Here is a 22,361-nt window from a genome sequence, read left to right as displayed (position 1 = left end):
AAATTCACCATCAGTTGGAATGATTATGACTTTTGTGTTTACCTACCTTTGGCTCCTTCTTCTTAATGCCTGTAGCCGGTAGGTAACACTGCGCCTGGCTACGAGAACGTAGCCAGCCTTCCTTTCTCGTAGCCTCCTCTCTCAAAAAGGATACGAGACGAATGACCGAAAAAACTCACTCCGCCTCTTCAAGCACATCATCTGCCACCCAATTTGGTATTTTGATGGCACTCGCAGGGTGCGTCCTGTTCTCTGTAAAGCCGATATTTATCAAGATTGCTTATCAATATGGTGGCGATGCCACCTCTATCATGACGCTACGAGCCTTCAGCTCACTTCCGGTCTATTTGCTCATATTCCTATTTCTGTGCCGACACAGAGAAAACCGCCTTAACGTTAAGCATTATGGATTAAAAGCTGCGGCGATCGGTGTCATGGGTTACTATCTAGCCAGCTTTTTAGATATCGCATCACTGGCTCATATCTCAGCCCAGCTTGAACGCCTATTGATCTTCCTGTTCCCAACCTTTGTTGTGTTGATCAGTTGGGGGCTGTACGGCAATAAACCCACTCGCACCGTATTATCTTCCGCGCTGATTGGCTATGTCGGGATTGGTTTCATTGTCTTTCATGACTTTAGTGCCTTTGGCTCGTCTGTTGTCTCAGGGAGTTTACTTGCGATCACCTCGGCGTTGGTCTTCGCTTTTTATTTAGTCTGGAGTAAGCCGCTTATTAGCCACTTAGGTAGCTCAATGTTTACCAGTATCGGCATGGGCAGCGCCGGGCTCGCGATTCTTGTTCACCTATCGCTGAGTGATGCCTCTCCGGCTGATTGGAGCACTGAACTGATTACCATCGGTATTTTACTCGGTATTTTTTGTACCGTGCTGCCGTCTTATCTGATGGCTGCAGCAATGGCGCGACTCACCCCAACAACACTTAGCCTAACCAACAATATCGGTCCTGCTATCACCGCCATTTTTGCCGTGATGGTGCTCGATGAGCTGTTTACGATTTGGCATGCTCTTGGTCTTATTCTTGTCGTCGCTTCCGTGTACACACTGAATAAAAAACGCTAAGGCTGATCAATCAATAACGAAATTGCCCTCATTCGGCTTTATTGAAGAACAAGTTCAAATTACTGAGGTGATCTCACTTCAATAAAGTCGTATGATTCGCACTATCAATTTTTCATACACCTACATCATGACCACCAGAAATCATAACCCAATTCAAGGGGCTAGCTGGATGCTTACAGCAGGGCTAGCGTTTGCCATTGTTAATAGTCTTGCCCAAATCGCCAGTATTAATTTTGGCCTATCGTCGACGACTGTCGCCCTTATCCAATATGCCATTGCACTGGTCGTGATCCTTCCTTATTTGAAGACGTTAGGTATTGGAAAATCGCTGCGAACTCAGCACCTTGGTCTGCATGTCTTTCGAGTGTTTCTAGCGGTTATCGGTATCCAACTTTGGCTTTGGGCGCTCGCCTACCCTGTTCCGATCTGGCAAGGTATTGCTTTGCTGATGACATCACCACTGTTTGCAACCGTAGGTTCAGGCTTATTCCTCAAAGAGAAAGTAGGCCCTGCGCGCTGGGCAGCAACGCTAGCGGGCTTTGTTGGCGCAATGATCATTTTAGAGCCATGGTCAGAAGAATTTAACTGGGCGACTTTGCTACCTGTGGGTGCCGCCTTTTTCTGGGCCTGTTACTCGCTGATGGTAAAAAAACTCTCGTCTGACGATTCTCCTTCAACAATGGTGGTCTACCTTCTTATCTTAATCACTCCATTTAATATCTTGCTTGCGCTACCTGACTGGCAGATGCCAAGCGGCGGAGAGATTTGGCTAGTTCTGTTGGCGGCTGGCGTAATGACAGCCTTGGCTCAGTGGGCTATTGTAAAAGCCTACTCAGTCGCAGATGCCTCGTTTGTTCAGCCATTTGATCATGCCAAACTGCCATTGAATGTACTCGCAGGTTGGGCGGTATTTGGCTGGGTTCCACCGGGACGATTGTGGTTAGGCGCAGCGATCATTATTGCTTCAGTCGCGTTCATTACTCGCTGGGAAGCAAAAAAATCACAATAGCTGAAAGATAAGCCATCTGACGCCGTTCTAATTAGTCATAGGCATTTAAGGAGAGCAATCTATGACAAGTCCAATAAAACTAACACTCTATAAATGGGCTGGTAGCTGGGGACCATTTAAAGTAAACATTCCATGTGGAGAATGTACGTTAACCAAAGATATCCTTGCTGATACCTTTGATAATGAATTGGCCGGTATCCCAATCGAATTAGAAGTGAAGGATTGGCTCTCTCATTGGTGGGAGCCACTTAAAGTTGGCGCTTGGCATGCACCGATCCTGATGATCGAAGGTAAAGTTGTTAGCCAAGGCGAAGCACTCAACCGCGGAGTGTTAGTTCAATCGGTAATCCAAGAGTGGACAAAGCGCGACACACTCAAAGGCAATATTGTCTATGGCAAAGCCACCTGCCCTTATTGTGTTAAAGCGAAAAAAATATTGGATGAGGCAGGCATTGACTATCACTACTATGATGTGGTTAAAGATAGCGCTGCACTATACCGAATGATCCCTGAGGTTAAGGCAATCATCGGCGAGAAAACCCCGGTAACCGTGCCGCAAATCTGGTTGAACGGTCATTATATCGGTGGTGCAGATAATCTCAGTGCATGGATTGAAGAAAAGGGGCTGAGCACAGTTCCCGATAACGTCGTGTCACTTTAGTCCATTCAACAAAAATTAACGCACACAACAAAAAGCCCCGCTGAAATCAGCGGGGCTTTTGACTAAGCTCGTTACAAATCGAGATTAGAAAAATCCATTTCACATTACGCTTACTTCGCCAACTTCTTCATCATTCGCTTAATAAAAGAGGCTTTCTTCGCTTTAGGCTTACCATATAGTGCTTCGTGCATAGCTTGCTTAGCGATCATTTGACCAATATAAGCATTGCCTAGTTCGTGATTCATGATTGTCTCCTAAAAATAGGAGTGTGATTTTAATCACAATTACCATAAAAACAAGAACTATATCACATTACTAAGCGCGTTTTGGCTGAGTGTAAGTTTTGCCTGCCGCTAGATAAGTATCTTTACGCTTCACCTCAAACATAACATCAAAGAACCACGCAACGAATCGGATCACATCTTCACCCTCATCCATTACATGCTCAACAAACTCTTGCTCTTCACCTTGCTCGTTTTCTTGCACGGTCACATGGTAAATACGCTTTGCGCCATCAACTTCTGCAAGTGCGAATTGACCAGACAAAGATTGCGCTGCTTCTGAAACCTCACCATCTTCAGATGCTTTTAATAGCTCGAGCGCCTGTGGCAAGTTTTCTTTCTCACATAGTAACTTAACTAAAGTTTCAAACTCTTTATGTTCCATCGTTTTCATCTCGATATCTCAATTTTGCGGGCATTGTACCCTCAACTGTCGATCAAGCAAACTCTTGCTGCGCAGTGGATACCTTCTTAGAAGCAATCAAGACATAAGCCATGGTTAACGCAGCGATCAAATAAAACACCCCCATCGCGAATTGGCTCTGTACCCAGTATTCAACCAAATATCCGCCAAATAAACCCGCTAAGCACATTTGAATTGAGCCTGATAGCGCCGACACTGAGCCCGCCTGTCGTTTGTGCGGCTCAAGCAACATACTGATCGACAAAGGAAAAGAAATACCCTGAGCAACCGTTAGCCAAGTAAATGCCCAAACCAGGTTGAACAGTGAAACTGGCGTTACCACCAACCAAACTCCGGCAAAGGTCATAATTCCAATAGCTAACGTCATCAACTGACGTGTAGACAGGTAGCGATTCAAAACATTTAATGTCAGGCTTCCGGCCATAAGTCCTGCTGAAGGAATGATCATCACCGAGCCATACTCTGCTGCGGTCAGGCCTAAGTTATGTTGCAAGATGAAGGGCATCACTGAGAGAGAAACTAAGCTCGTGAGATAACTAATCCAGTTATAACTTGCGCTCGATATCACCTGTTTGTTGGTAATGAGTCGTCCATAGTTCTTAATCACATTGCCCACATCGAAACGTGATTTTCCGTAACTCATGGTTTCAGGCAATATGAAATAGCCGAGCGTGAAAATAGCCACTAGATACAACAAAACAAAACTGAATACCGCTTCCCAACCTAGGTAGAACGAGATCCACCCGCCTAAAACAGGTGCCACTATGGGCATTATTGAAGCGGTGACCGAGATGTAAGAGAGCGCTTTAGTCAGTTGAGCCCCCTCATAGCTGTCTCGCAGTACACTACGACCGAGGACAGAGGCACTACCCGACCCCATACCTTGCAGCAAGCGTCCTACCGTCAAAATCGACAAGCTATCCGTGTTAGTAATGCACATCACGGTACCAATTAGGTAAATGCCTTGGCCGATAATAAAGACGGGTCTACGCCCTATCGCATCGGAAAGTGGGCCATAGAATAATTGAGAAGCACCGAAGCCAACCAAAAATAGAGTCACTAAAAGTTGAATGTCAGCTTGGTTGGCCTGTAAAGATTCGCTGATCATAGGCAGAGACGGTAGGTAGATACTCACACCAACCTGTCCTGTCGCAATGATCATCATGGCTAATAAAATCGGGGTTTTCTTCATAGCGACTCCTTAATCAATTATCTATGATTTGAGTGTATATGCGTCCCGATTGAATGATAATATGGCAAAATGGAAAGTAATTAATTCCCACAAAGAAACAATAAGGATGAGTGATGGATTGGATTCAAAGCGTTCATAGTTATATTCGTGTAGTAGATGAGGGCAGCTTCAACGGCGCTGCAAGAACATTGAATACCACCAGCTCAGCCATCAGTAAACGCATTCATTGGCTCGAAGAACGTATTGGCGCGCAATTGCTAAAACGTACGACTCGTTCAGTGACCCAAACTGAAGCAGGTGCCCTATTCTACGAACGCGCCAAAGTGCAGTTGGACGGGTGGCAGTCTATCGTTGATGAAACGCGCTCTGTTTCTGAAACTCCGGTAGGGCTACTGAAAATTGGTGCGACGCTAGCAGTTGGGTCAAAGTTTCTGGTGCAGTATCTCAATGATTTCTTGAAGATGTATCCAGATATCCGCATCCAGCTCATAACGACGACTCCGGGTCAACTCCCAACACTCAGTTTAGATCTCTTTATCAGCCGAGAGATAGAACAGCTCAACTCACTAAGCTTTAAAGCCACCCCCCTTTTCGAGCACAAAGCCGGTTTTTACGCATCACCCGCATATATTGAACAGCATGGTGAGCCAGAGGATGCAAAAGCACTTACTCAACACAATATGTTAGTTTGGGGCGAGCGAACTCAACGAGAGATCACTTTAACAAAAGGACAAAAACTCTCTCTTAGTGGCAATTTTGCAACGACAAACCCTGAAGCTCTATTCTATGCCGCCAAAAGTGGCATGGGGATCTTATTGTCAAACGACGTGATGATCAAAGAAGAGCTCAGAATCGGGACACTTAAACGAATTTTACCTAGTATCACTGCTGATGAGGCTTTGGTGTATGCCTATTACCCGAAACTTGATTACCAACACACTAGAACTAAACTGTTTTTAGATTACCTAAAAGCCCGTCTATCTAAGGAACAATCTCAGTAACAGGCCACGCTAAAACCACTCATGTAATTACTTTTCATTTAAGTTTGCAAGTTTATGCATCTGATACCATATTTAAAGAGTAACCCAACCGATAAATAAGCAACATAAGTTGCGATAATAGTGAGTTACTCGTTATGGCTAGGACACCATCAGTACCAGATACACTAAGTGTGGAAACACTTGGCGAGACATTAAGCTTGGACGGCCTTGAGCTGCTCAACAAAGCTACTTATGAGCTGCACCAATATACGGGCTCGCTTTGCACTTGTGTCATCGAGTTCGACCAGTTTACCCCAAAATCCGCCTTGCTCGCGTCATCGAGTGAGTTAAGGCTGCAACGAAACCACTGTACAACGCCTTTAACACGAACCACTTGGGCATTTGTGACTCAATCCAATCAAGAGTACACGCTGTGTCGCAGTCAGGCCTCTTCGCACCACCCGAGTGAACAATTTATCTTTGATAACAACATAGAAGCCTTTATCGCCATTCCCTTAAAAGCGGCGAATAGTGAAACGTTAGGTGTTTTGCTGTCTACATTCAACCACGAGATAATTGCCGAACAAGAAGAGCTTCTGGTTGAGGGGCACAAACTGTTTGCCAATATCGTCACTCACAATTTACGTGCTAAATGGCTATCCGCTCGTTCAGAGACCTTAGTCGACCAGCTCAGCTATGAAGTCTCTCATGACAACCTAACTGGCCTACTTAATCGCAGCTTCCTATCGGATAAGATCGAACGCCTCAATGAAATGAATATTGACTCGTTCACCCTTGCTTATATTGATATAGACAACTTCAAATCAATCAATGACTTATATGGGAACTATATTGGCGACCAGATCATTAAATTTGTCGCTAACACCATTAAGCTAGCGATTAAAGATAAGCATCTTGCCTTTCGTATCGCCGGCGATGAATTCGCGTTTATTACCCTGTCGGGCGATCCATTCGAAATCTGTCATACCATCATTAAAAACCTTGAGAAAGGCTATCAAGACCCAGCGCACAACATTAAATTCAGCATCAGTATTGGTTTAGCGAAAAGTGCAGGGCCACATATCACTCCAGATCAGATCATACTCAACGCCAGTTTGGCGCTTAAAGATTGCAAGCAATCTAGGCACATTAATGTGCAATGCTACGATACCCATTTAAGCGCACAATACTATCGACGCGCGTTGATCATCGATGCTTTGCGAAATGAGCTCTCAAGAGAAACCATCAGTGATGGTGAGATTTACGTTGTGGCTCAGCCGATAGTTGAGCGAAACAACAAACAATGGGATTACTATGAAATCCTAGCGCGTTGGCAAAGTAAGGCATTAGGGGCCATCCCTCCTTTAGAGTTTATTGAAGCTGCGGAGCAATCAGGCCTAATTGTTGATTTTGGTGAACGTATTGTCGAACTGGCGTGTAAGGCAAAAATCGCGTTAGAAAAAGGATTGGGACACAAAGTCAAATTAGGGCTTAACTGTTCAGCTCACGAATTGAATAATTCTGAACGCTACTTACAGCACTTGCTCGACACTATACAGAGTTACAACTTCACCCCTGAAGAATTCACTATCGAGCTTACAGAGACAGTGCTGTTGTCGCAAACCGATGAAGTCAAAAGTATCCTGACTAAGTTACGCTTGCTTGGATTTACTGTCGCTCTTGATGACTTTGGCACTGGTTATTCAAGTCTCAACTATATTCACAGCTACCCAATTGACTGCATTAAGATTGACTCAACGTTTATCAATAACATGTTGAGCAATGAAACAGCCGAGCGCGTAGTTTGGTTGATCGTTCAGTTAGCCAAGCAATTGGAGGTCAAATTGATAGCGGAAGGCGTAGAGAACCAAGAGGCATTAGAAAAGCTCTATGCAATGGGATGCAACTTAATTCAAGGTTACTACTTTTCGAAGCCTGAGACTCCAGAGCAATTAATTAGCCATTGTTATGAGCGATTAGAAGGGCAGCAAGTTTCTAACGGGTAGTGAAGAACGATTAAACTTGCTGCTAAAAATCAACTTTATAGGTTAGAACGGGACTTCGACTTGCATCATCACGTCACCGTGTTTCTCTTCATGCCAACGATAATCGATTCGCATGCGAGGCTCGCCGGTGTTTATGTCACCAAAGCCAAGGCTTAGCTGTAAACCATGGCTTTTAATCCACTCTTCCGTACCCATACTAGAAAGTTGATCTTCAAGCTCGCTCGGTACCCATACACCCAAACCAATATAATTTGAGGATAAACTTTTGGTTAAAATTGGATTACTGTCATTTTGTAACAGCCATTCTGACCAATAGGTTGAGTAATCCGTTGAATCCTCAACCATATAACTGCTCATTGAGTCTATCGACTTAACGGTATAACCAATACCATCAAGTATCGAAAAGCAGACACCTGGCTGCCCTAACATTACTGATTGAGAACTGGAACTGCTGCCATACATCTCACACGCATTTGAAACAGAAGACAAAAATAAAGCCCCCCATATCAATCCGCCCTTTGACATTCATGCCTCTTATATATCGTACACTAGACCATTTAATAATACTCTTTTTCGGCAAGTTTACGACATACTTTAGACGTTGTGAGGTGAGAAATATCCTTTTTATCAATTAGCGCATTTCGAATATCTGTACTTCGAATTTTTACCTGCTCTGGGCAACTCAATACGCGCCATCTCTCTAGAATTTCGTCTGCTTTGTGAAACTTTGAAAAATTGAAGAAATTGTCTGGACCCATGACGAAAGTAAACTCACTCTCAGGATAACGAGCTTGTAATTCTTCTAACACAGCAAACGTTGTTACGCTGCTTCCCGGCTGATGAAGATCTTCTTCAATCGTAGAGCGTTCAACATTTGTCACGGCGAGATCTTCAATGAAAGCATCCACTAACTCACAACGTACAGAGTACTCAAGCATCTGTTTTCCCCATGCATGAGCAACACTCGGTAGCAGCAGAACTCGATCAAAATGACCAAGAGACTCGATAACGCTCTTATGGCCAAGACTAGGTGGATTAAATGCACTACCAAATACGGCAATTTTGCTCATTGTTGTTCTTCACTATCCGGGAAAACCGCGATCACAGTTTTCTAATTTATTGATTGAGGTATGATATAGCGATGTGACTTTAACACGTTCACTTCAAGTTTCAGAGTTTGGCCTGAGGTAGACCTGTTAAAGTCACTCGTTAGACATACAATTTTAAACCATATTGCTTGCAGGAAGGAAACATAATGGAACAGCTGATTCGCGACGAAATGCGCGTTTTGCCATCAATTGACCCTCATTTTGAAATTACTCGTCGCGTCGATTTTATTAAGCGCAAATTACAAGAATCTGGATGTAAGTCTCTTGTACTCGGGATCAGTGGTGGTGTGGATTCAACGACTTGTGGCCGCTTGGCGCAACTTGCTGTAAACCAACTGAATGAAGAAAGCAACGCTGGCTACCAGTTTATTGCCGTTCGTCTACCTTACGGAGAGCAAAAAGATGAAGATGAAGCGCAACTAGCACTGCAATTTATCCAACCTTCTCATTCAGTCTCCGTTAACATCAAAGCAGGTGTCGACGGCTTACACGCTGCTAGCCACATTGCTCTTGAAGGTACGGGCCTACTTCCAGAAGACAAGGCGAAAGTTGACTTCGTCAAAGGCAATGTTAAAGCACGCGCACGTATGGTTGCTCAATACGAAATCGCGGGTTATGTTGGTGGCTTGGTGATTGGTACTGACCACTCTGCAGAAAATATCACCGGTTTCTACACTAAGTTTGGTGACGGCGCATGCGATATGGCACCACTATTTGGTCTAAGTAAGCGTCAGGTACGTGAGCTTGCTGCAACACTTGGAGCACCAGAACAGCTCGTTAAAAAGGTGCCAACAGCAGACCTTGAAGAACTGGACCCACAAAAAGCGGACGAAGACGCGTTGAACCTTAGCTATGAACAAATCGATGATTTCTTAGAAGGAAAACCAGTCTCTCAGGAGGTGGCGGATCGTTTAGTGCACATTTATAAAGTCACTCAACACAAGCGCCAACCTATCCCTACCATCTACGACTAACATGATGCAGGCTCTATCGTTCAGTCGATAGAGCCAACTCTCTACTCTATTCCAATTGATAATACCGCTAAAAATTGTGACCAACGCAAGCCTAAGCCGCCTACTATCTAACCAAATGTTGACCTAACTAACTAGCGAGCCTGACAGTTTTTCACTACACTGTGTCGGAAAGTTCTCTAACCTTTGAAATAGGCACCCATTTTTGAGCCTATTCTTCTTTGCCTTTTATATATCGACGTAAAATTAGTGTATAAAAATATGGAACAAGATAAATTTACGAATATTTATCGATTACCTACTGCTGTGCAGATTCGTATCGGTAAATGGCAACAAACCTTCAACGGTACTTCCGATCTTGTCATGCACCAAGCTATCGATGTTAGAAACAAGCAGTACCGCAAACCGAATTTTTTTCCTAGTGGTTGGAGTGTCCAACTTTTTGATAAAGAAGAGATTTCAATCACCAATCATGGTAAATATATCCAAACAGCCATGAGGACGATGCTTGACCGTAAAGTCTCTTATAAACGCATTTATCTTTCTCGATTGCCATTAGATGTTGCGGAACCTGGATTGATCGCATTTAAACAGGAATGGATTTCAAAGCACAATCGTGTCGCGCGTAAGTACAATCAAATTAAGAAAAAACAATTTGTTCGCTTTGCAATGGAAGAGGTTGAAACCCTTTACCCTTCGATCCCGAAAGGCGAATTTGACGTTCAGCTATGGAACAAACTGGTGGTGTCTGAACTTGGTAGCCCGAAAAAGTTTGATAACCCATACTTTGTTAAGAAAGCAAAAGTTTAGTGGACGCTTAAGCCCACGTTAAAATGACAGCTGCCAACTCAAAGATAACAACTCAGCCCGAACATCGATGTTTGGGCTTGTATCGTCACTCTTCAGTATTTTTCTAAGATCTCGTCATAGCGACTGTTACCAGACTCATCTTTTTTCTTAAGCATATCGAGACCTCGTTGCAATTTTTCAACGACACTTTTGTCTGTTTCTCGATTAAAGGCAAAGTACACCTGCCCCTCTTGGACAACGTAAACAGGCTCAAATAAGCTTGGATCTATTCCTGCTTGCCGTGCCCACCAGTAGGCTGCTCTTTCTGAGTAGACAAAAAGATCAATGCGTTTTTTCATGAGCTGCTCAGCTAGCACCGTAACGTAAGAGGCTTCTTGCATTGAAGCTCTCGGCACCCCCAGAGCAAGAAGGCTCTGCTCTCCAATGTCATCCCTAATAACACCAATCCGATAATTAGCCATATCTATAGGCTCTTTGATGACAATATTGGCGTCTTTTCGAGCGAGAACGACGACTTTGATATCAAGAATTGGCCCTGCCCATTCAAACAGTTCTTCGCGGTGTTTAGAGCGCGTGGTCGAGAATAGAACCGAGTTACTGTGAGTTAATACCGTTCGATATGAGCGAGCCCACGGCTGAAGGGTAAGCTGGGAAGGAGCCACTGGCTCACCAACTAAGGCACTGGCAGCTAATAAAATATCTACAGAGTAGCCCGAAATTTTATTATCAACTAAATAGTTTGCAGGTGGATAACTTTCCGTATAGAAAGACATTTCTCTTAAATCATTGCCCGAACTAAAAGCAGGAGAAACAGCAAAGTAAGTCGCCACCAAAACGACTGCTCTGCGTAAAGAATCATATAGAGCCACAAGCTCCCCCCTCCTTCGCTGTTGTTTAATACTAAAGTTAGTTCACAGCAGTCAAGTTCTAAAGGGATTCGAGAAATTAAATTAGTTCATTACGGCTCAATGCACGTTTAACACTGGTACACATTTTCCCAAAACGACGTATTTCGTCAAATTGAGGCTCTATGCCCCTATCAAGTGCAGACTCCCAATAGCAAAGATCCGAATCAACCATTTCAAGTAATTTCTTCGGGCACCCAATGCAGCTTCCTTTGCTTCCACAGAAAAACGTCTCAGATTCATATAAAGGCAACGTCGCTTTCACTTGCTCAATGATGTCGCGCATCGCTGTCACTCGATCTGGTTTTCTAGCTGTATTCACTGTTTCTACCCAGGAAATTGAGAGAGCGAGATTATAATCCTCGTTCTCCTTTTGCCAATACCCACAAAGAGTGAGCATCTATTTATTGAGCTCTTACCCACTTAGGTCTCGATAGAGACGGCGCTTTGGCAACGAGGTACACCGCGATTGCAGCACATATAAACCCGAGTACCCCATAAAGGTCAAATGATTCGCCAAACATTAACCACGCTTGAATGGCCGTTGTGGGAGGCACTAAATAGAAAACAGACGCGACACTGGACGCAGCACCGTTTTTCACCATATAGAGCAGTAACAGAACCGCAATGCACGACAACACAACAACCAACCAAACTAACGTCAATATGAATGGCATGCTCCAATCAACTTCCATCGTTTCAAAGCTTGCGGCATAAGGGAAAAACAATAAACCCGCAGCAAAATATTGAACCATCGCACTGCCCACCATATCGACATCTTGGCAGTATTTTTTCTGATACAGCGTACCCAGAGTGATACCAAACAAAGCGACCAAACAGATCGCAATAGCGGCCAGTTTATGTTGGTCAGATTGCCACTCTATCTTGCCCATCAATACCAAGCTAATACCGATAAAGCCAAGCACCAAACCCAACCACTGTGACGGCTTAAAGGAGTGCTGAGCGAAGCTAACCAGTAGCAGTGCCGTCAATATAGGCTGCAAACCTACCAACAATGAACTCAACCCTGCTGGCATACCAAGCTCAATGGCAAGATACGTCCCTCCGAGGTAAAAGCCATGAATTAACAATCCAACGACCGCACTATGGAACAAGCTAAACCGGAGGGGATTAGTATTTTGCCGGGAACTATCTTCGGGACGAACGACCAATTTCGACATTGCATACGATTTAGTTGCTCCAACTTATTAACCAATATGGATTGGAAACAAGGGGTTGCCAAACTTGCTAGTTTTATCCATAGTCAACTGACCTCAACCCAAGGATTGGTTCGTGAGCAATGATGAGCTCCCAATATTGAGGATGCGTTTTTGTCTTAATCAAATTCAATAACTACGGCTGACAAACTCTACTTCTTCGACTTGATGAATATTATTGGTGTAAGAGGCAAGCGCATACATGACATTTGCTAACAGGTTTGCGTAGCGAAAGAGAATTGGCGCTGGTGATTTCTTTTCTGAGTGTTCGACAGCGACAAGAGCACGAACAATTTTCTTCGCTTGAGTCCGACATAAATGCAACTCTGCAGAAATAGGGTGACCTCCAGGCAAGACAAAACCTCGGAAGCCGCCATCAAGTTTGTCTCTTAACGCATTGTAATCATCATAGAGTTCCTTCAATTGCACTTCATCAATCGCAAGCTTGCCACGAACAGAGCCATTGAGATGATACACATTAGGCTGCACGCGACCTAAAATATCACGGCTTAATACATCTAACTCCATTGTCAGCACGAGACCAATGCGGCTACACAGCTCATCGGCAGCAATTTCAAAATCGCACACTGGACTATCTTCATAGATAAACGGGTAACAGATTTCTCCGTGATCTTTGCTAACTGGTCGCATTCCAATCCCAACCTTAACGTCATTATTTAAAAGAAAGGAGCCTAGTGGCTCCTTTAGTATGGGTTAGATTACCTAGAAACAGTGATCAACTAAATAAGTTTCTGATTAAGCGTTAGAAACTTTTTTGTGCCCTTCTTCAAGGTGAACAAAATCAACTAGGTCATCACCTGATACTTGGTACGCTTGACCAAAGCCTTTAACGAATAAACCTTGTTCTGGTTTAAGGTTGAACAAAACGAAATCCTGCAGTTGGCTGAGACCATCAATGATTTCACCAAAACGCTCTTTAAGTTGGTCAACAACTTGCTGCCACTGCTCTGACTCACGCTCAACCACACTTGCAACCGCATCAAAGGTTAGACGCTTACGAGCAAACAACTGCTTCGAAGTGTCCTCATCTTCAATCATCATGATAGAAACGTTAGGGTTCGCTTGTAGGTTACGAGCATGGCGCGCAATCTCAGAAATAAGTACAAAATAACCCTCTTGGTTTTGTACATAAGGGGCATAGCTGACATTTGGTCGGCCATTCTCATCGACTGTCGCTAATTGAAGCGTACGACGATCTTGGCGAAACTCTTTGATTTCAGGGCCTAGACGTCCTTGCAGTCGCTCTTGTTTTACTTGTTGATCCATTTGAATACTCCTGACTTCTTTTATAATTCTATATCGATTAGTTGCTAAATTCTTTCTGCCATTGCTTAAAAGTTGTGACTTGCTCTTCGATAAGCTCGCGCTTATCATTTCGGCCTAAATAAACTTTAAACACGTTATTGCCCGCTTCACAAAAAAAGCCAAAGTAATGGCTCTCTCGGCCCATAAATGGCTTACTGACCAGAGCTATATTCTTAATGTTATCCAATTTTAGGTGGCCATGAAGTTCGCCTTCACGTCCCATTAAGTTGTAGTAACCTCGGGCGACTTTACCTTTAGGGAATGGCGCTTTAACTTCAAAGATCGAGCCGAAAGAATGAACAATCGTCGTCACTGGGCCAAACCCAACCAGACTTTCTAATATCGACTGCGCTTGATCTCCCCCAACAAGCGAAACCATCTCTTCTGGTAACGCTGCCACGGCTTCAAACTCTGATATATTCAATTTTTCCGCAATTTCAGCGGGTAATAGTTTTGGCTCTTGCTCAATCAACTGAGCGATTTGTTGTTTTAGTGCTTCCATCGTTCATTCCATTTAAACCGCCACAGACATTGAGGCGTTTTGTTCTTGATGCTTTAACTGTAATACTTGAATGCAGGCTTGCGCTAAACTGACGGCCCAAAAACGGCCAGCCAACGTTAACGATACATAGTTTTGTTCAATCTCTACGAGCCCTTTGCGTTGCCACTCTTTAAATAACGGAGTTAAGAAGTCAAAGGTAGGCACTCCATGAAAGCTTGGTAAGAAATAGCGCGCCAGTACACCGCTATCAAAGCCAGACTTTAATGCCGCAAAGATGGGCTCTAGAACATGTTGTTTTGTCATCATCGCCACAACCGGGTCGCCTGACTTAACCGCACTCATGTAGTTTTCTAAAGTTCGGTGATTCATCATTCCATAGCCGCCAATATTACCGCCCGCGCCGCAGCCGATGGGGAGCACTTCGGCGTATGTCTTCGCCAACGAGTTATATTGACTGCGCTCGCGGTTATCTCTTGCCCAATGATTCACACTCAGTTGCCGCATATGGTGCTGAGCCATAAACTCTGAACCTAGCTCATACATTGACGCTTTTTCTGCAGACGTTGCCGGAGGGGGAATTCTGCCCTTTTCAACGAGATTAAGCATAGGTGCGTTGCCACCGACCACAAGTTGATAAAGGTCGAGACCATGTGCCCCAGTGGCTAAATAATCTTTCAGATCTTGTTCAAACACCTCAAGGCTTTGATACGGCAAGCCATAAAGGAGATCGAGAATAATTGGCACCTGATCAGTTTGGCTTAGGCGACTGACTCGCTCTAATACCACCTCACGATCATCCAAACGCTTAGCGCTACGTCGAACCTGAGTGTTGAAGCTCTGAATCCCGAAAGAGAATCGATTAAAACCACCCGCTAACGCTCGCTCGAACATCTCATCGCTAAATCGGTTAATACGACCCTCTAGGGTGATCTCACAATCTGTCGCAAGTGGGAAATGTTGTCGGATGGCTTTGCCAAGCCGTTCAACTTGAAGAGGAGATAAGTCTGTTGGCGTTCCGCCGCCAATGTATACCGCGTGAAAGGTGCCAGATTGAGTCCATGGCATGGACGCTTTGAGCTTAATCTCTGCCATTAACGCCGCAAAGTAGTCGTCAACCAGCTTTCGGCTTGCCGCATTTTGGAAGAAATTGCAAAAGGTACAACGGACTCGGCAAAAAGGAATATGAATATATAAGCAGCGTTTATTGTTTTTGGACACTTCACTGCCATAAAGATCATCAAGTAAAGAAACCGTCTGCTCAGGATGGATAGGCGTCGCTATTCCCCCAGCATGAGGGGAGGCTTTTTTAACAAAAGCAAATCGCAATGGATCAGGCGTATTGGCCCCCAATATTGATTCATCAAATTTATAAATATCTAGCATTTCATAAACCTTTCAACGCTTATCAGCACTGGCTTCACGCGCCTATCTCAAAAACTGGACTCGATCATAAGGTGACGATAATGATAATGCAATTGATAATTGATCTTATTTGCATTGTGAGTAATAATCTTCCCCCGTTTTGGAGTTGGAAATCGTTGAAAGAGGACAATATGAACATCAAGCGATACACCATAGCAGGTAGCCTGTCACTCGCCGTTCATGCTGCACTTGTTTTTGTCGCGCAAGAGCCTAAAGCCTTTGCAATGCCTGCAGGAGCGCAGTCCACATCGGTTTCCATCAACTTTAAGGCCGTCGCTACGCCGCCTCCACCAACTGCTCCAGTAGAACCGGTAGCGAAAGCAGAGCCTACCCCTCAGGTAACGCCCCCGAAACCTAAGCAGAGCGTGAAAAAGCCCACCCCAACTAAGAAAAAATCGGTGGTAAAGAAAAGAACTGTCGAAGATAAGCCTAAGACGGCTACACCAGCCGTGAAAAAAACGCCGGTTACCAAAGCGGAGCACAAGCCTGGAGAGAAAGTCGTCAAGAAACAACCAACGCCTATCGAGGCTGAGCCGCAGGCTAAACCACAACAAGTAAACCGCGGCGCGAGCGCTCAGCCCGTGATGGTTGAGAGACCTTCCTTTTTGACCCGGCCAAGTGCGCCCAAATACCCTCGCCTTGCAAGAAAGCGTGGCGTTGAAGGGGTCGCGCTTTACGAGGTGTGGTTAGATGAAAACGGCGATCAAGTGAAACAAGTTCTGGTCTCTTCATCGGGGGCAACCATGCTCGATAAGTCCGCGCTAGACGCGATCAAACAATGGAAATTTTCCCCTCATACGGTTGGCGGTCAAAAGATGGCCCACCGTGTGCAAATCCCTGTTCGTTTTAAGTTGGATCGATAATGGAACAATTACAGCAAATACAACAACAGCTTGGTCTAATGGCTTGGCCACTCATCATCTGTTCTGCCCTGACCCTTATGATTATTGCAGAACGCCTGTTCCAAGTTGCCATTAGCCTTGGGGTCGGTAAGCGAGCGATAGGCCAGGAGCTTAACAATATCAGCCCAACCAACAGCAATGATATCGAAGCGTTAGCCGAGCAACTGTCCCCACGTCGACCACTGCTCTACAAGGGCGTCGCTATGGTGCTTGCTCATCACTCTTTTCCGAAAACGCTTAGAGAAGATGCCGCAGGTATGTGGCTACAAGAAAAGCGCCACCAGCTTAACTCTGGGCTACGCCTATTAACTCTGATTGGCGTGATCAGCCCTTTGATTGGACTCCTTGGTACAGTGCTTGGACTTATTGAAATGTTTAAAGGTGTCGCCGCTTCGAGCGGAAACATTACGCCAAATGATCTTGCTGACGGCCTTGGCCTTGCGATGCGAACAACAGCAGCAGGCTTATTAATTGCCCTTCCCGCAATTGCAGGCGCGCAGTTGCTTGGTCTTTGGGCTGACAAGGTGATGGCTAAGCTAGAACACACACTAAACTACGTTAACTTATGGCTTGAAGGCATCAGCCTCCAACACGTATCGCCAGATAATCAAATCAACAAACGTCCACCTGTTGAGGCGACGTCATGATTAAGGTGAAAAGTGAAGAGAACCGTTTTGGCTTAACACCAGATCTCACTCCGCTACTCGACATCATTTTTATTGTGATGGTGTTTTTGATGTTAACCGCTGCTGTGAAGTTAGATTCTCTCGAAGTCGACTTGCCCGCGGCGGATTCAAGTGCCGTTTCGGCCGTCGATACTCAATCTCTAACCATCAATCTTCTCGACTCCGAGCCTTACTGGGCGATTGATGGCAAAGAGTACATCGACTGGGAAAACTTTAAGCTCGCCTTACTAGAAGAGCATCGCTCCAACAAAAGACCCATTGTGATTGGCGCAGATAAAACCGCTGACGTTCAACACCTAGTTAAGATCCTCGCCTTCTTACAAGAAAACGGCATTCAAGCGACACAGCTTCTCACGGAAGAATCAAAATAAAAGAGTTCAACATGATTAAAAAAACATTTCTCACCACATTTACCGCCCTCTCTTTATCACTTCTGGCGACAACATCTTACGCCAACGAGCGCATCATTAGTGCAGGCAGCGCAGTGACAGAGTTGATCTTTGCGCTAGAGCAGCAAGACAAGCTGGTTGCGGTTGACGTAACGAGTGAGCTGCCAGCAGATAAGCCACTGCCTAAAGTGGGCTACCACCGCCGTCTCTCTGCAGAAGGCTTATTGGCATTAGGCGCGAATCGTCTTATCGGCTCTGACGAGATGGGGCCACAAACAACGCTCGACCAACTACGTTCAGCAGGCGTTGAAGTCAATATCGTCAACACCAAGTCTACCCCTCAAGGGCTGCTGCAACGCATTGATGAAATTGCCGAACTGACAGGCTCTCAAGACAAAGCTAATGCGCTAAAAGCACAGGTAACGGACCAAATTGCCAACTTAGAAAATAACAAGGTACAACAGGACTCAGCCAAAAAGGTGCTGTTCTTGCTTATCCATGAAGGACGCCCAGCGAACGTCGCTGGTAGCGATACCACGCCAAACGCAATCATCGAGCTTGCAGGAGGCATCAACCCCGCTGCTGACAAACTGAGCTCTTATAAGCCACTGTCGAATGAAGCGATCATTGAAATGCAGCCTGACGTCATTTTAGTCAGTGGTCGCAGCTACAAGACGCTTGGCGGAGCTGATGAAATCCTTAAAAAGCTGCCGTTACTCGCAGCGACACCTGCTGGCAAGAATAAACAATTTATCCAGATCAACGGTCATGCCTTAGTCGGCGGATTGGGCTTAAAGAGCCTGTCGGAAGCTGAACGTTTAAGCGAACTACTTAAATAACGAGATACATTTATGTTATTACGTCGCCTTACGCTACCACTCATTGTCTCGTTGTTTATCACAGCGTTAGTCATTACCACCATAGGCTCCGTTACTGTTGGACCAATGAACATTGGCTTTTGGGACAGTGTCCAAAGCTTAGTACTGCAATCGGATCAGTTAGCGCCTCACATTAACTTAGTGATTCACGAAATCCGCTTTCCTCGCACTATTCTCTGCATGCTAGTAGGCGCTATTTTGGCAATGTGTGGAACCGTAATGCAGGGGTTGTTTCGCAATCCACTCGCAGAGCCTGGGATCATCGGCGTGTCAGCAGGGGCATCTTTGGGAGCGGCAATCGCTATCGTCTTATTTGTCGATCTTAGCGAGCAGTACCCACTATTTATGAACTTTGCCGCAGTGCCTGTGTTTGCCTTTCTCGGAGGAGCCTTAACAACAGTACTCGTCTACAAGTTAGGTACCAGTAAGATGGGTACATCGGTCACCATCATGTTATTAGCGGGTGTCGCCATCAGCGCTTTATCTGGTGCGGGGATCGGCTTTATGAACTTCATCGCAGATGATCAAATGCTACGCGACTTGTCGCTTTGGTCAATGGGATCATTAGCTGGGGCGAATCGGAGTAGCATTATGCTCTGTGCGGTCACTTTAGTTGGCCTGATGGTTATATTCATCAAGAAATCCACGGCGCTTAATGCCCTACTTCTCGGTGAAGCGGAAGCTAGTCACCTTGGTATTCCTGTTCAGCGATTGAAACGTCAGCTGATTTTATTGACCGCTGTTGGTGTTGGCGTCACAGTCAGCGTTTCAGGGATGATCGGCTTTATTGGTTTAGTCATTCCCCACTTGGGCCGAATGCTATTAGGCCCAGACCATCGCACTCTACTACCAATTTCAGCTCTGATGGGGGCACTGTTGCTCACCTTTGCTGATATGTTTTCACGCATTGCGGTCGCGCCTGCAGAGCTACCAGTAGGCATTGTGACCGCGTTGATTGGCGCACCATTTTTTATCTACTTACTGTTCAAGCAAAAAGGAAAAATCATCTGATGACTAAAGTTCTTCTTTCAGGTAAACATATTTCCATTCAATTTGGACAACATAAGATACTTGATGACATCACTATCGATATTCGTGCAGGTGAAGTTACGACATTGTTGGGCCCAAATGGCGCGGGTAAAAGTACTTTGCTAAAGTTGTTATGCGGCGAAATGCCATCGGATAGCGATATCCGTTACTTTGGCCATAAACGCAAAGATTGGAAGCCTGCCGAGCTCGCCAAGCACTTAGGAATGCTCCCTCAGCATAGCACGCTCAGCTTCCCTTTTTTAGCCCGAGAAGTGGTCGAATTAGGCGCGATTCCTTTAAACGTGCCTAACAAGCAAGCTCAAGCTTTGGCGGAAAAATACATGGCGATGACCGGCGTCACTCACCTAAGCGAACGGCTCTATCCCTCATTGTCCGGCGGAGAAAAACAGCGCCTTCACTTAGCGCGAGTATTGGTCCAGCTCGATCAAGCTGGGGACAAAAAGGTATTGATGCTTGATGAGCCGACGTCAGCGCTTGATCTCGCCCACCAGCACAACACGCTCAAAATCGCCCGCTACTTAGCCGACCAATTTAATACCGCTGTCGTCGTTGTCTTACATGACCTCAACCTAGCCTCCCAATACTCTGACCGATTAGTCATATTACACCAAGGAAAGCTGGTTTGTGATGACACGCCTTGGAATGCACTGACCCCTACAATGATCGAACAAGTTTATGGCTATGACTCACTGATCACCCAGCACCCGACACTCGGTTTCCCGATGGTGTACCCAGCGGCATAAAGCAGTTCGATAGGTTTACAAACCTTATCTATACTAAGGTTATTGCGCTTGAGGAACACTTTCTAATGCTTCGATTTACTGACATCATCGTGGTCTGTGTTATCACACTTACGAGCTTCACAGTCCACGCTAACAACACGAATATCAATCATGTCCGAGTGTGTGGCGATGCCATTGATTGGCCACCTTACACTTATGTTAAAGATGAGGAAGCATACGGGTTTGATATTGATGTCCTCAACGAAGCCTTGATGAAGCAAGGAGTCAGCTATGAAATCACGATGACCTCATGGTCACGCTGTTTGAAAGGAACTAAAAGTGGAGAATTTGATTTAGCAGTCAGCGCCTCATACAACCGTAACAGAGATAAGGACTATATCTATACCGAGTGGTACTACAGCATTACCCCTTATTACATTTATTCAACTCATCACTTTCCACAAGGGCTCAACATTACCAACATAAAGGAACTATCGGACTATAAAGTGTGTGGCATTCATGGCTACAACTACGCCGATTTTGGGCTTGACGAGATTATCCGCGGCGGTAACTCTGTCAAGGATGTGTTGACTAGACTTGAGCAAGGAGAGTGTGAAGTTTACCTTAATTGGATTGAAATCATTAATGGGATTAAAACTATCTGGGGCCTTAACTATATTTCTGATGATCTGGCAGCCAAACCGATCCCTGATATGTCGCCTCACAAATTCTATATGTTGATATCGAGAAAATTCTCCGAACACAACCAGCTAAAATCGATGTTAGATTCATACTTACGTACCGTGCGGAACAATCCTCAATCCGATTAAGTATCAGTCTCTGAGCTCTTTGCTATACAGCGATTCAATAGAGAATAAACCGCTGCTTTTTAGACTGTACTATAAAAGTCAACGACGAAGTCCTGTACGCTCAAGGACGCGTGTTGATATTTCCTCTACCGACAGTGAAGAGGTATTGATGTATGGGATCGCTTCTCGGCGAAACAGCGCTTCAACTGTTTGTAACTCATGCAGACATTGCTCATTACTGGCGTAATCACTTCCCGCCAAACGATTTTCTCGAATTTCGGTCAATCGCTCTGGGTTAATGGTTAAGCCGAACAGTTTATGGCGATGAATCTCAAACTCTGGCAATAGTTTCATGCGCGCAAGATCGTCATCAATGAAAGGATAGTTCACCACACGTAAGCCAAACTGCATCGCCATATACAGGCTGGTTGGCGTTTTTCCACTGCGTGATACGCCGAGCAAAATGATATCGGCCTCTTCCAATCCTTTTAGCGTAATCCCATCATCGTGTGCTAGCGTGTACTCGATGGCAGCAATACGGTCAAAATATTTGTCTGAATCACGGCCGACACTGCGTGAGCGTTGCAGCTTTGGTTTAGGCTGCATCTGAATATCATTTTGGACTTTCTGCACTATGCTCTCTAAGACGTCATAGCCGTACGAATTGGAGTCGAGTAAGCGTTGGCGAAACTCCGGGATCACAATAGAAAAGAAAACCAGTGGTTTAACCCCATTCTTTTGGTATGAAGTTTCAATTTCTTTAAGCAAATCAGTTAATTTGTCCTCACTTTCAACAAACGGAAAGGTTTTTTCATAAGCTTTGAAGGGAAATTGACCCAGAACAACATGCCCTAACGTCTCACATGTTATCGCCGTTCCATCAGAAACATAGAATACATCACGACTTTGAATATCAATTTGCATTTTATTTTAAACTTTAAAATTCTTTTGAGTAGGATAGTAGCCATAATATCGATAATAAAACCCGGCTTGCTGTTACGGCCCCCACAGCTTTAAAAATTCATTGCGAA

General features: G+C 44.9%; 26 protein-coding genes and 1 pseudogene. 14 read left to right on the top strand and 13 right to left on the bottom strand.

Annotation, left to right across the window (positions count from 1 at the left end):
* Window positions 1–161 precede the first annotated feature (161 nt).
* The 3 genes from ACU01J_RS07825 (at window position 162) to ACU01J_RS07815 (ending at window position 2,749) form a co-directional block, all read left to right on the top strand.
* Window positions 162–1,079 (top strand): DMT family transporter, encoded by a 918-nt coding sequence (locus tag ACU01J_RS07825; RefSeq protein WP_481085174.1) that lies wholly within the window; start codon window positions 162–164, stop codon window positions 1,077–1,079.
* A 127-nt stretch (window positions 1,080–1,206) separates the two neighbouring features.
* Entirely contained in the window at window positions 1,207–2,088 is an 882-nt protein-coding gene (locus ACU01J_RS07820) for a DMT family transporter (RefSeq protein WP_481085173.1), read from the top strand.
* Window positions 2,089–2,149: 61 nt separating this feature from the next.
* A complete protein-coding gene (locus ACU01J_RS07815; RefSeq protein ID WP_481085172.1) occupies window positions 2,150–2,749 on the top strand; it encodes a glutaredoxin in 600 nt (199 codons plus the stop codon).
* 110 nt (window positions 2,750–2,859) lie between these two features.
* Here the strand turns inward: ACU01J_RS07815 and ACU01J_RS07810 are convergent, their stop codons facing one another.
* The 3 genes from ACU01J_RS07810 to ACU01J_RS07800 all read right to left on the bottom strand — a co-directional run bounded on the left by ACU01J_RS07810 (window position 2,860) and on the right by ACU01J_RS07800 (window position 4,646).
* Complete coding sequence (locus tag ACU01J_RS07810) at window positions 2,860–2,994, bottom strand: hypothetical protein (RefSeq protein WP_004412174.1); 135 nt, start codon at window positions 2,992–2,994, stop codon at window positions 2,860–2,862.
* Window positions 2,995–3,064: 70 nt separating this feature from the next.
* The gene (locus tag ACU01J_RS07805) at window positions 3,065–3,415 is read right to left on the bottom strand and encodes a hypothetical protein (RefSeq protein ID WP_481085348.1); all 351 of its coding nucleotides are present in this window, start codon (window positions 3,413–3,415) and stop codon (window positions 3,065–3,067) included.
* Window positions 3,416–3,467: 52 nt separating this feature from the next.
* A complete protein-coding gene (locus ACU01J_RS07800; protein ID WP_481085171.1) occupies window positions 3,468–4,646 on the bottom strand; it encodes a multidrug effflux MFS transporter in 1,179 nt (392 codons plus the stop codon).
* A gap of 113 nt (window positions 4,647–4,759) precedes the next feature.
* Here ACU01J_RS07800 and ACU01J_RS07795 point away from each other — a divergent pair, with 113 nt between their 5' ends.
* Window positions 4,760–5,647 carry a LysR family transcriptional regulator gene (locus ACU01J_RS07795; RefSeq protein WP_481085170.1) on the top strand — a complete coding sequence of 296 codons (888 nt, stop codon included), beginning with the start codon at window positions 4,760–4,762 and terminating at the stop codon, window positions 5,645–5,647.
* A gap of 134 nt (window positions 5,648–5,781) precedes the next feature.
* Entirely contained in the window at window positions 5,782–7,632 is a 1,851-nt protein-coding gene (locus tag ACU01J_RS07790) for a putative bifunctional diguanylate cyclase/phosphodiesterase (RefSeq protein ID WP_481085169.1), read from the top strand.
* 42 nt (window positions 7,633–7,674) lie between these two features.
* Here ACU01J_RS07790 and ACU01J_RS07785 read toward each other — a convergent pair whose 3' ends face one another.
* Complete coding sequence (locus tag ACU01J_RS07785) at window positions 7,675–8,157, bottom strand: hypothetical protein (RefSeq protein ID WP_481085168.1); 483 nt, start codon at window positions 8,155–8,157, stop codon at window positions 7,675–7,677.
* 32 nt (window positions 8,158–8,189) lie between these two features.
* On the bottom strand, window positions 8,190–8,702 hold the full coding sequence (locus tag ACU01J_RS07780; protein ID WP_481085167.1) for a nicotinate-nicotinamide nucleotide adenylyltransferase: 513 nt from the start codon (window positions 8,700–8,702) through the stop codon (window positions 8,190–8,192).
* Window positions 8,703–8,887: 185 nt separating this feature from the next.
* Between ACU01J_RS07780 and nadE the strand changes: the two genes are divergently transcribed.
* Together nadE and ACU01J_RS07770 are read left to right on the top strand one after the other, a co-directional pair.
* Complete coding sequence (nadE, locus tag ACU01J_RS07775) at window positions 8,888–9,715, top strand: ammonia-dependent NAD(+) synthetase (protein WP_481085166.1); 828 nt, start codon at window positions 8,888–8,890, stop codon at window positions 9,713–9,715.
* A gap of 258 nt (window positions 9,716–9,973) precedes the next feature.
* Window positions 9,974–10,522 carry an MSHA operon transcriptional regulator gene (locus ACU01J_RS07770; protein WP_481085165.1) on the top strand — a complete coding sequence of 183 codons (549 nt, stop codon included), beginning with the start codon at window positions 9,974–9,976 and terminating at the stop codon, window positions 10,520–10,522.
* Window positions 10,523–10,614: 92 nt separating this feature from the next.
* Here the strand turns inward: ACU01J_RS07770 and ACU01J_RS07765 are convergent, their stop codons facing one another.
* The 7 genes and pseudogenes from ACU01J_RS07765 to hutW all read right to left on the bottom strand — a co-directional run bounded on the left by ACU01J_RS07765 (window position 10,615) and on the right by hutW (window position 15,855).
* Window positions 10,615–11,295, bottom strand: a complete 681-nt coding sequence (locus tag ACU01J_RS07765) for a substrate-binding periplasmic protein (RefSeq protein ID WP_481085347.1) — start codon at window positions 11,293–11,295, stop codon at window positions 10,615–10,617.
* Between the two features lie 172 nt (window positions 11,296–11,467).
* Window positions 11,468–11,713 (bottom strand): hypothetical protein, encoded by a 246-nt coding sequence (locus ACU01J_RS07760; RefSeq protein ID WP_481085346.1) that lies wholly within the window; start codon window positions 11,711–11,713, stop codon window positions 11,468–11,470.
* A gap of 118 nt (window positions 11,714–11,831) precedes the next feature.
* Window positions 11,832–12,542: pseudogene (locus tag ACU01J_RS07755) on the bottom strand (DMT family transporter); the annotation flags it as partial.
* Between the two features lie 231 nt (window positions 12,543–12,773).
* Window positions 12,774–13,295: an ATP:cob(I)alamin adenosyltransferase gene (locus ACU01J_RS07750; protein ID WP_481085164.1), complete on the bottom strand. Its 522-nt coding sequence runs from the start codon at window positions 13,293–13,295 to the stop codon at window positions 12,774–12,776.
* A 105-nt stretch (window positions 13,296–13,400) separates the two neighbouring features.
* The gene (hutZ, locus tag ACU01J_RS07745) at window positions 13,401–13,931 is read right to left on the bottom strand and encodes a heme utilization protein HutZ (protein WP_481085163.1); all 531 of its coding nucleotides are present in this window, start codon (window positions 13,929–13,931) and stop codon (window positions 13,401–13,403) included.
* Between the two features lie 37 nt (window positions 13,932–13,968).
* A complete protein-coding gene (gene hutX / locus ACU01J_RS07740; RefSeq protein ID WP_481085162.1) occupies window positions 13,969–14,472 on the bottom strand; it encodes a heme utilization cystosolic carrier protein HutX in 504 nt (167 codons plus the stop codon).
* A 12-nt stretch (window positions 14,473–14,484) separates the two neighbouring features.
* Window positions 14,485–15,855 (bottom strand): heme anaerobic degradation radical SAM methyltransferase ChuW/HutW, encoded by a 1,371-nt coding sequence (hutW, locus tag ACU01J_RS07735; RefSeq protein ID WP_481085161.1) that lies wholly within the window; start codon window positions 15,853–15,855, stop codon window positions 14,485–14,487.
* A 170-nt stretch (window positions 15,856–16,025) separates the two neighbouring features.
* Between hutW and ACU01J_RS07730 the strand changes: the two genes are divergently transcribed.
* From ACU01J_RS07730 to ACU01J_RS07700, 7 genes are all read left to right on the top strand, one after another.
* Window positions 16,026–16,757, top strand: coding sequence for an energy transducer TonB (locus tag ACU01J_RS07730; protein ID WP_481085160.1), 732 nt, complete (start codon window positions 16,026–16,028; stop codon window positions 16,755–16,757).
* Window positions 16,757–17,443, top strand: coding sequence for a MotA/TolQ/ExbB proton channel family protein (locus ACU01J_RS07725; protein WP_481085159.1), 687 nt, complete (start codon window positions 16,757–16,759; stop codon window positions 17,441–17,443). The genes ACU01J_RS07730 and ACU01J_RS07725 overlap by 1 nt, the downstream gene beginning before the upstream one ends.
* Window positions 17,440–17,853, top strand: coding sequence for an ExbD/TolR family protein (locus ACU01J_RS07720; protein WP_481085158.1), 414 nt, complete (start codon window positions 17,440–17,442; stop codon window positions 17,851–17,853). Before ACU01J_RS07725 ends, ACU01J_RS07720 begins: the two co-directional genes overlap by 4 nt.
* An 11-nt stretch (window positions 17,854–17,864) precedes the next feature.
* Window positions 17,865–18,710: a heme/hemin ABC transporter substrate-binding protein gene (locus ACU01J_RS07715; RefSeq protein WP_481085157.1), complete on the top strand. Its 846-nt coding sequence runs from the start codon at window positions 17,865–17,867 to the stop codon at window positions 18,708–18,710.
* A 12-nt stretch (window positions 18,711–18,722) separates the two neighbouring features.
* Window positions 18,723–19,760: a FecCD family ABC transporter permease gene (locus ACU01J_RS07710; RefSeq protein ID WP_481085156.1), complete on the top strand. Its 1,038-nt coding sequence runs from the start codon at window positions 18,723–18,725 to the stop codon at window positions 19,758–19,760.
* Window positions 19,760–20,542 (top strand): heme ABC transporter ATP-binding protein, encoded by a 783-nt coding sequence (locus ACU01J_RS07705; RefSeq protein WP_481085155.1) that lies wholly within the window; start codon window positions 19,760–19,762, stop codon window positions 20,540–20,542. The genes ACU01J_RS07710 and ACU01J_RS07705 overlap by 1 nt, the downstream gene beginning before the upstream one ends.
* Window positions 20,543–20,607: 65 nt before the next feature.
* Window positions 20,608–21,351 (top strand): substrate-binding periplasmic protein, encoded by a 744-nt coding sequence (locus ACU01J_RS07700; RefSeq protein ID WP_481085154.1) that lies wholly within the window; start codon window positions 20,608–20,610, stop codon window positions 21,349–21,351.
* A 78-nt stretch (window positions 21,352–21,429) separates the two neighbouring features.
* Here ACU01J_RS07700 and ppsR read toward each other — a convergent pair whose 3' ends face one another.
* A complete protein-coding gene (ppsR, locus tag ACU01J_RS07695; protein ID WP_481085153.1) occupies window positions 21,430–22,254 on the bottom strand; it encodes a posphoenolpyruvate synthetase regulatory kinase/phosphorylase PpsR in 825 nt (274 codons plus the stop codon).
* Window positions 22,255–22,361: the final 107 nt, after the last annotated feature.

Source organism: Vibrio sp. 2433-A1 (assembly GCF_056726085.1).
Note: the sequence above shows the minus strand (reverse complement) of the source record. Positions and strands in the feature narration are given on the sequence as shown.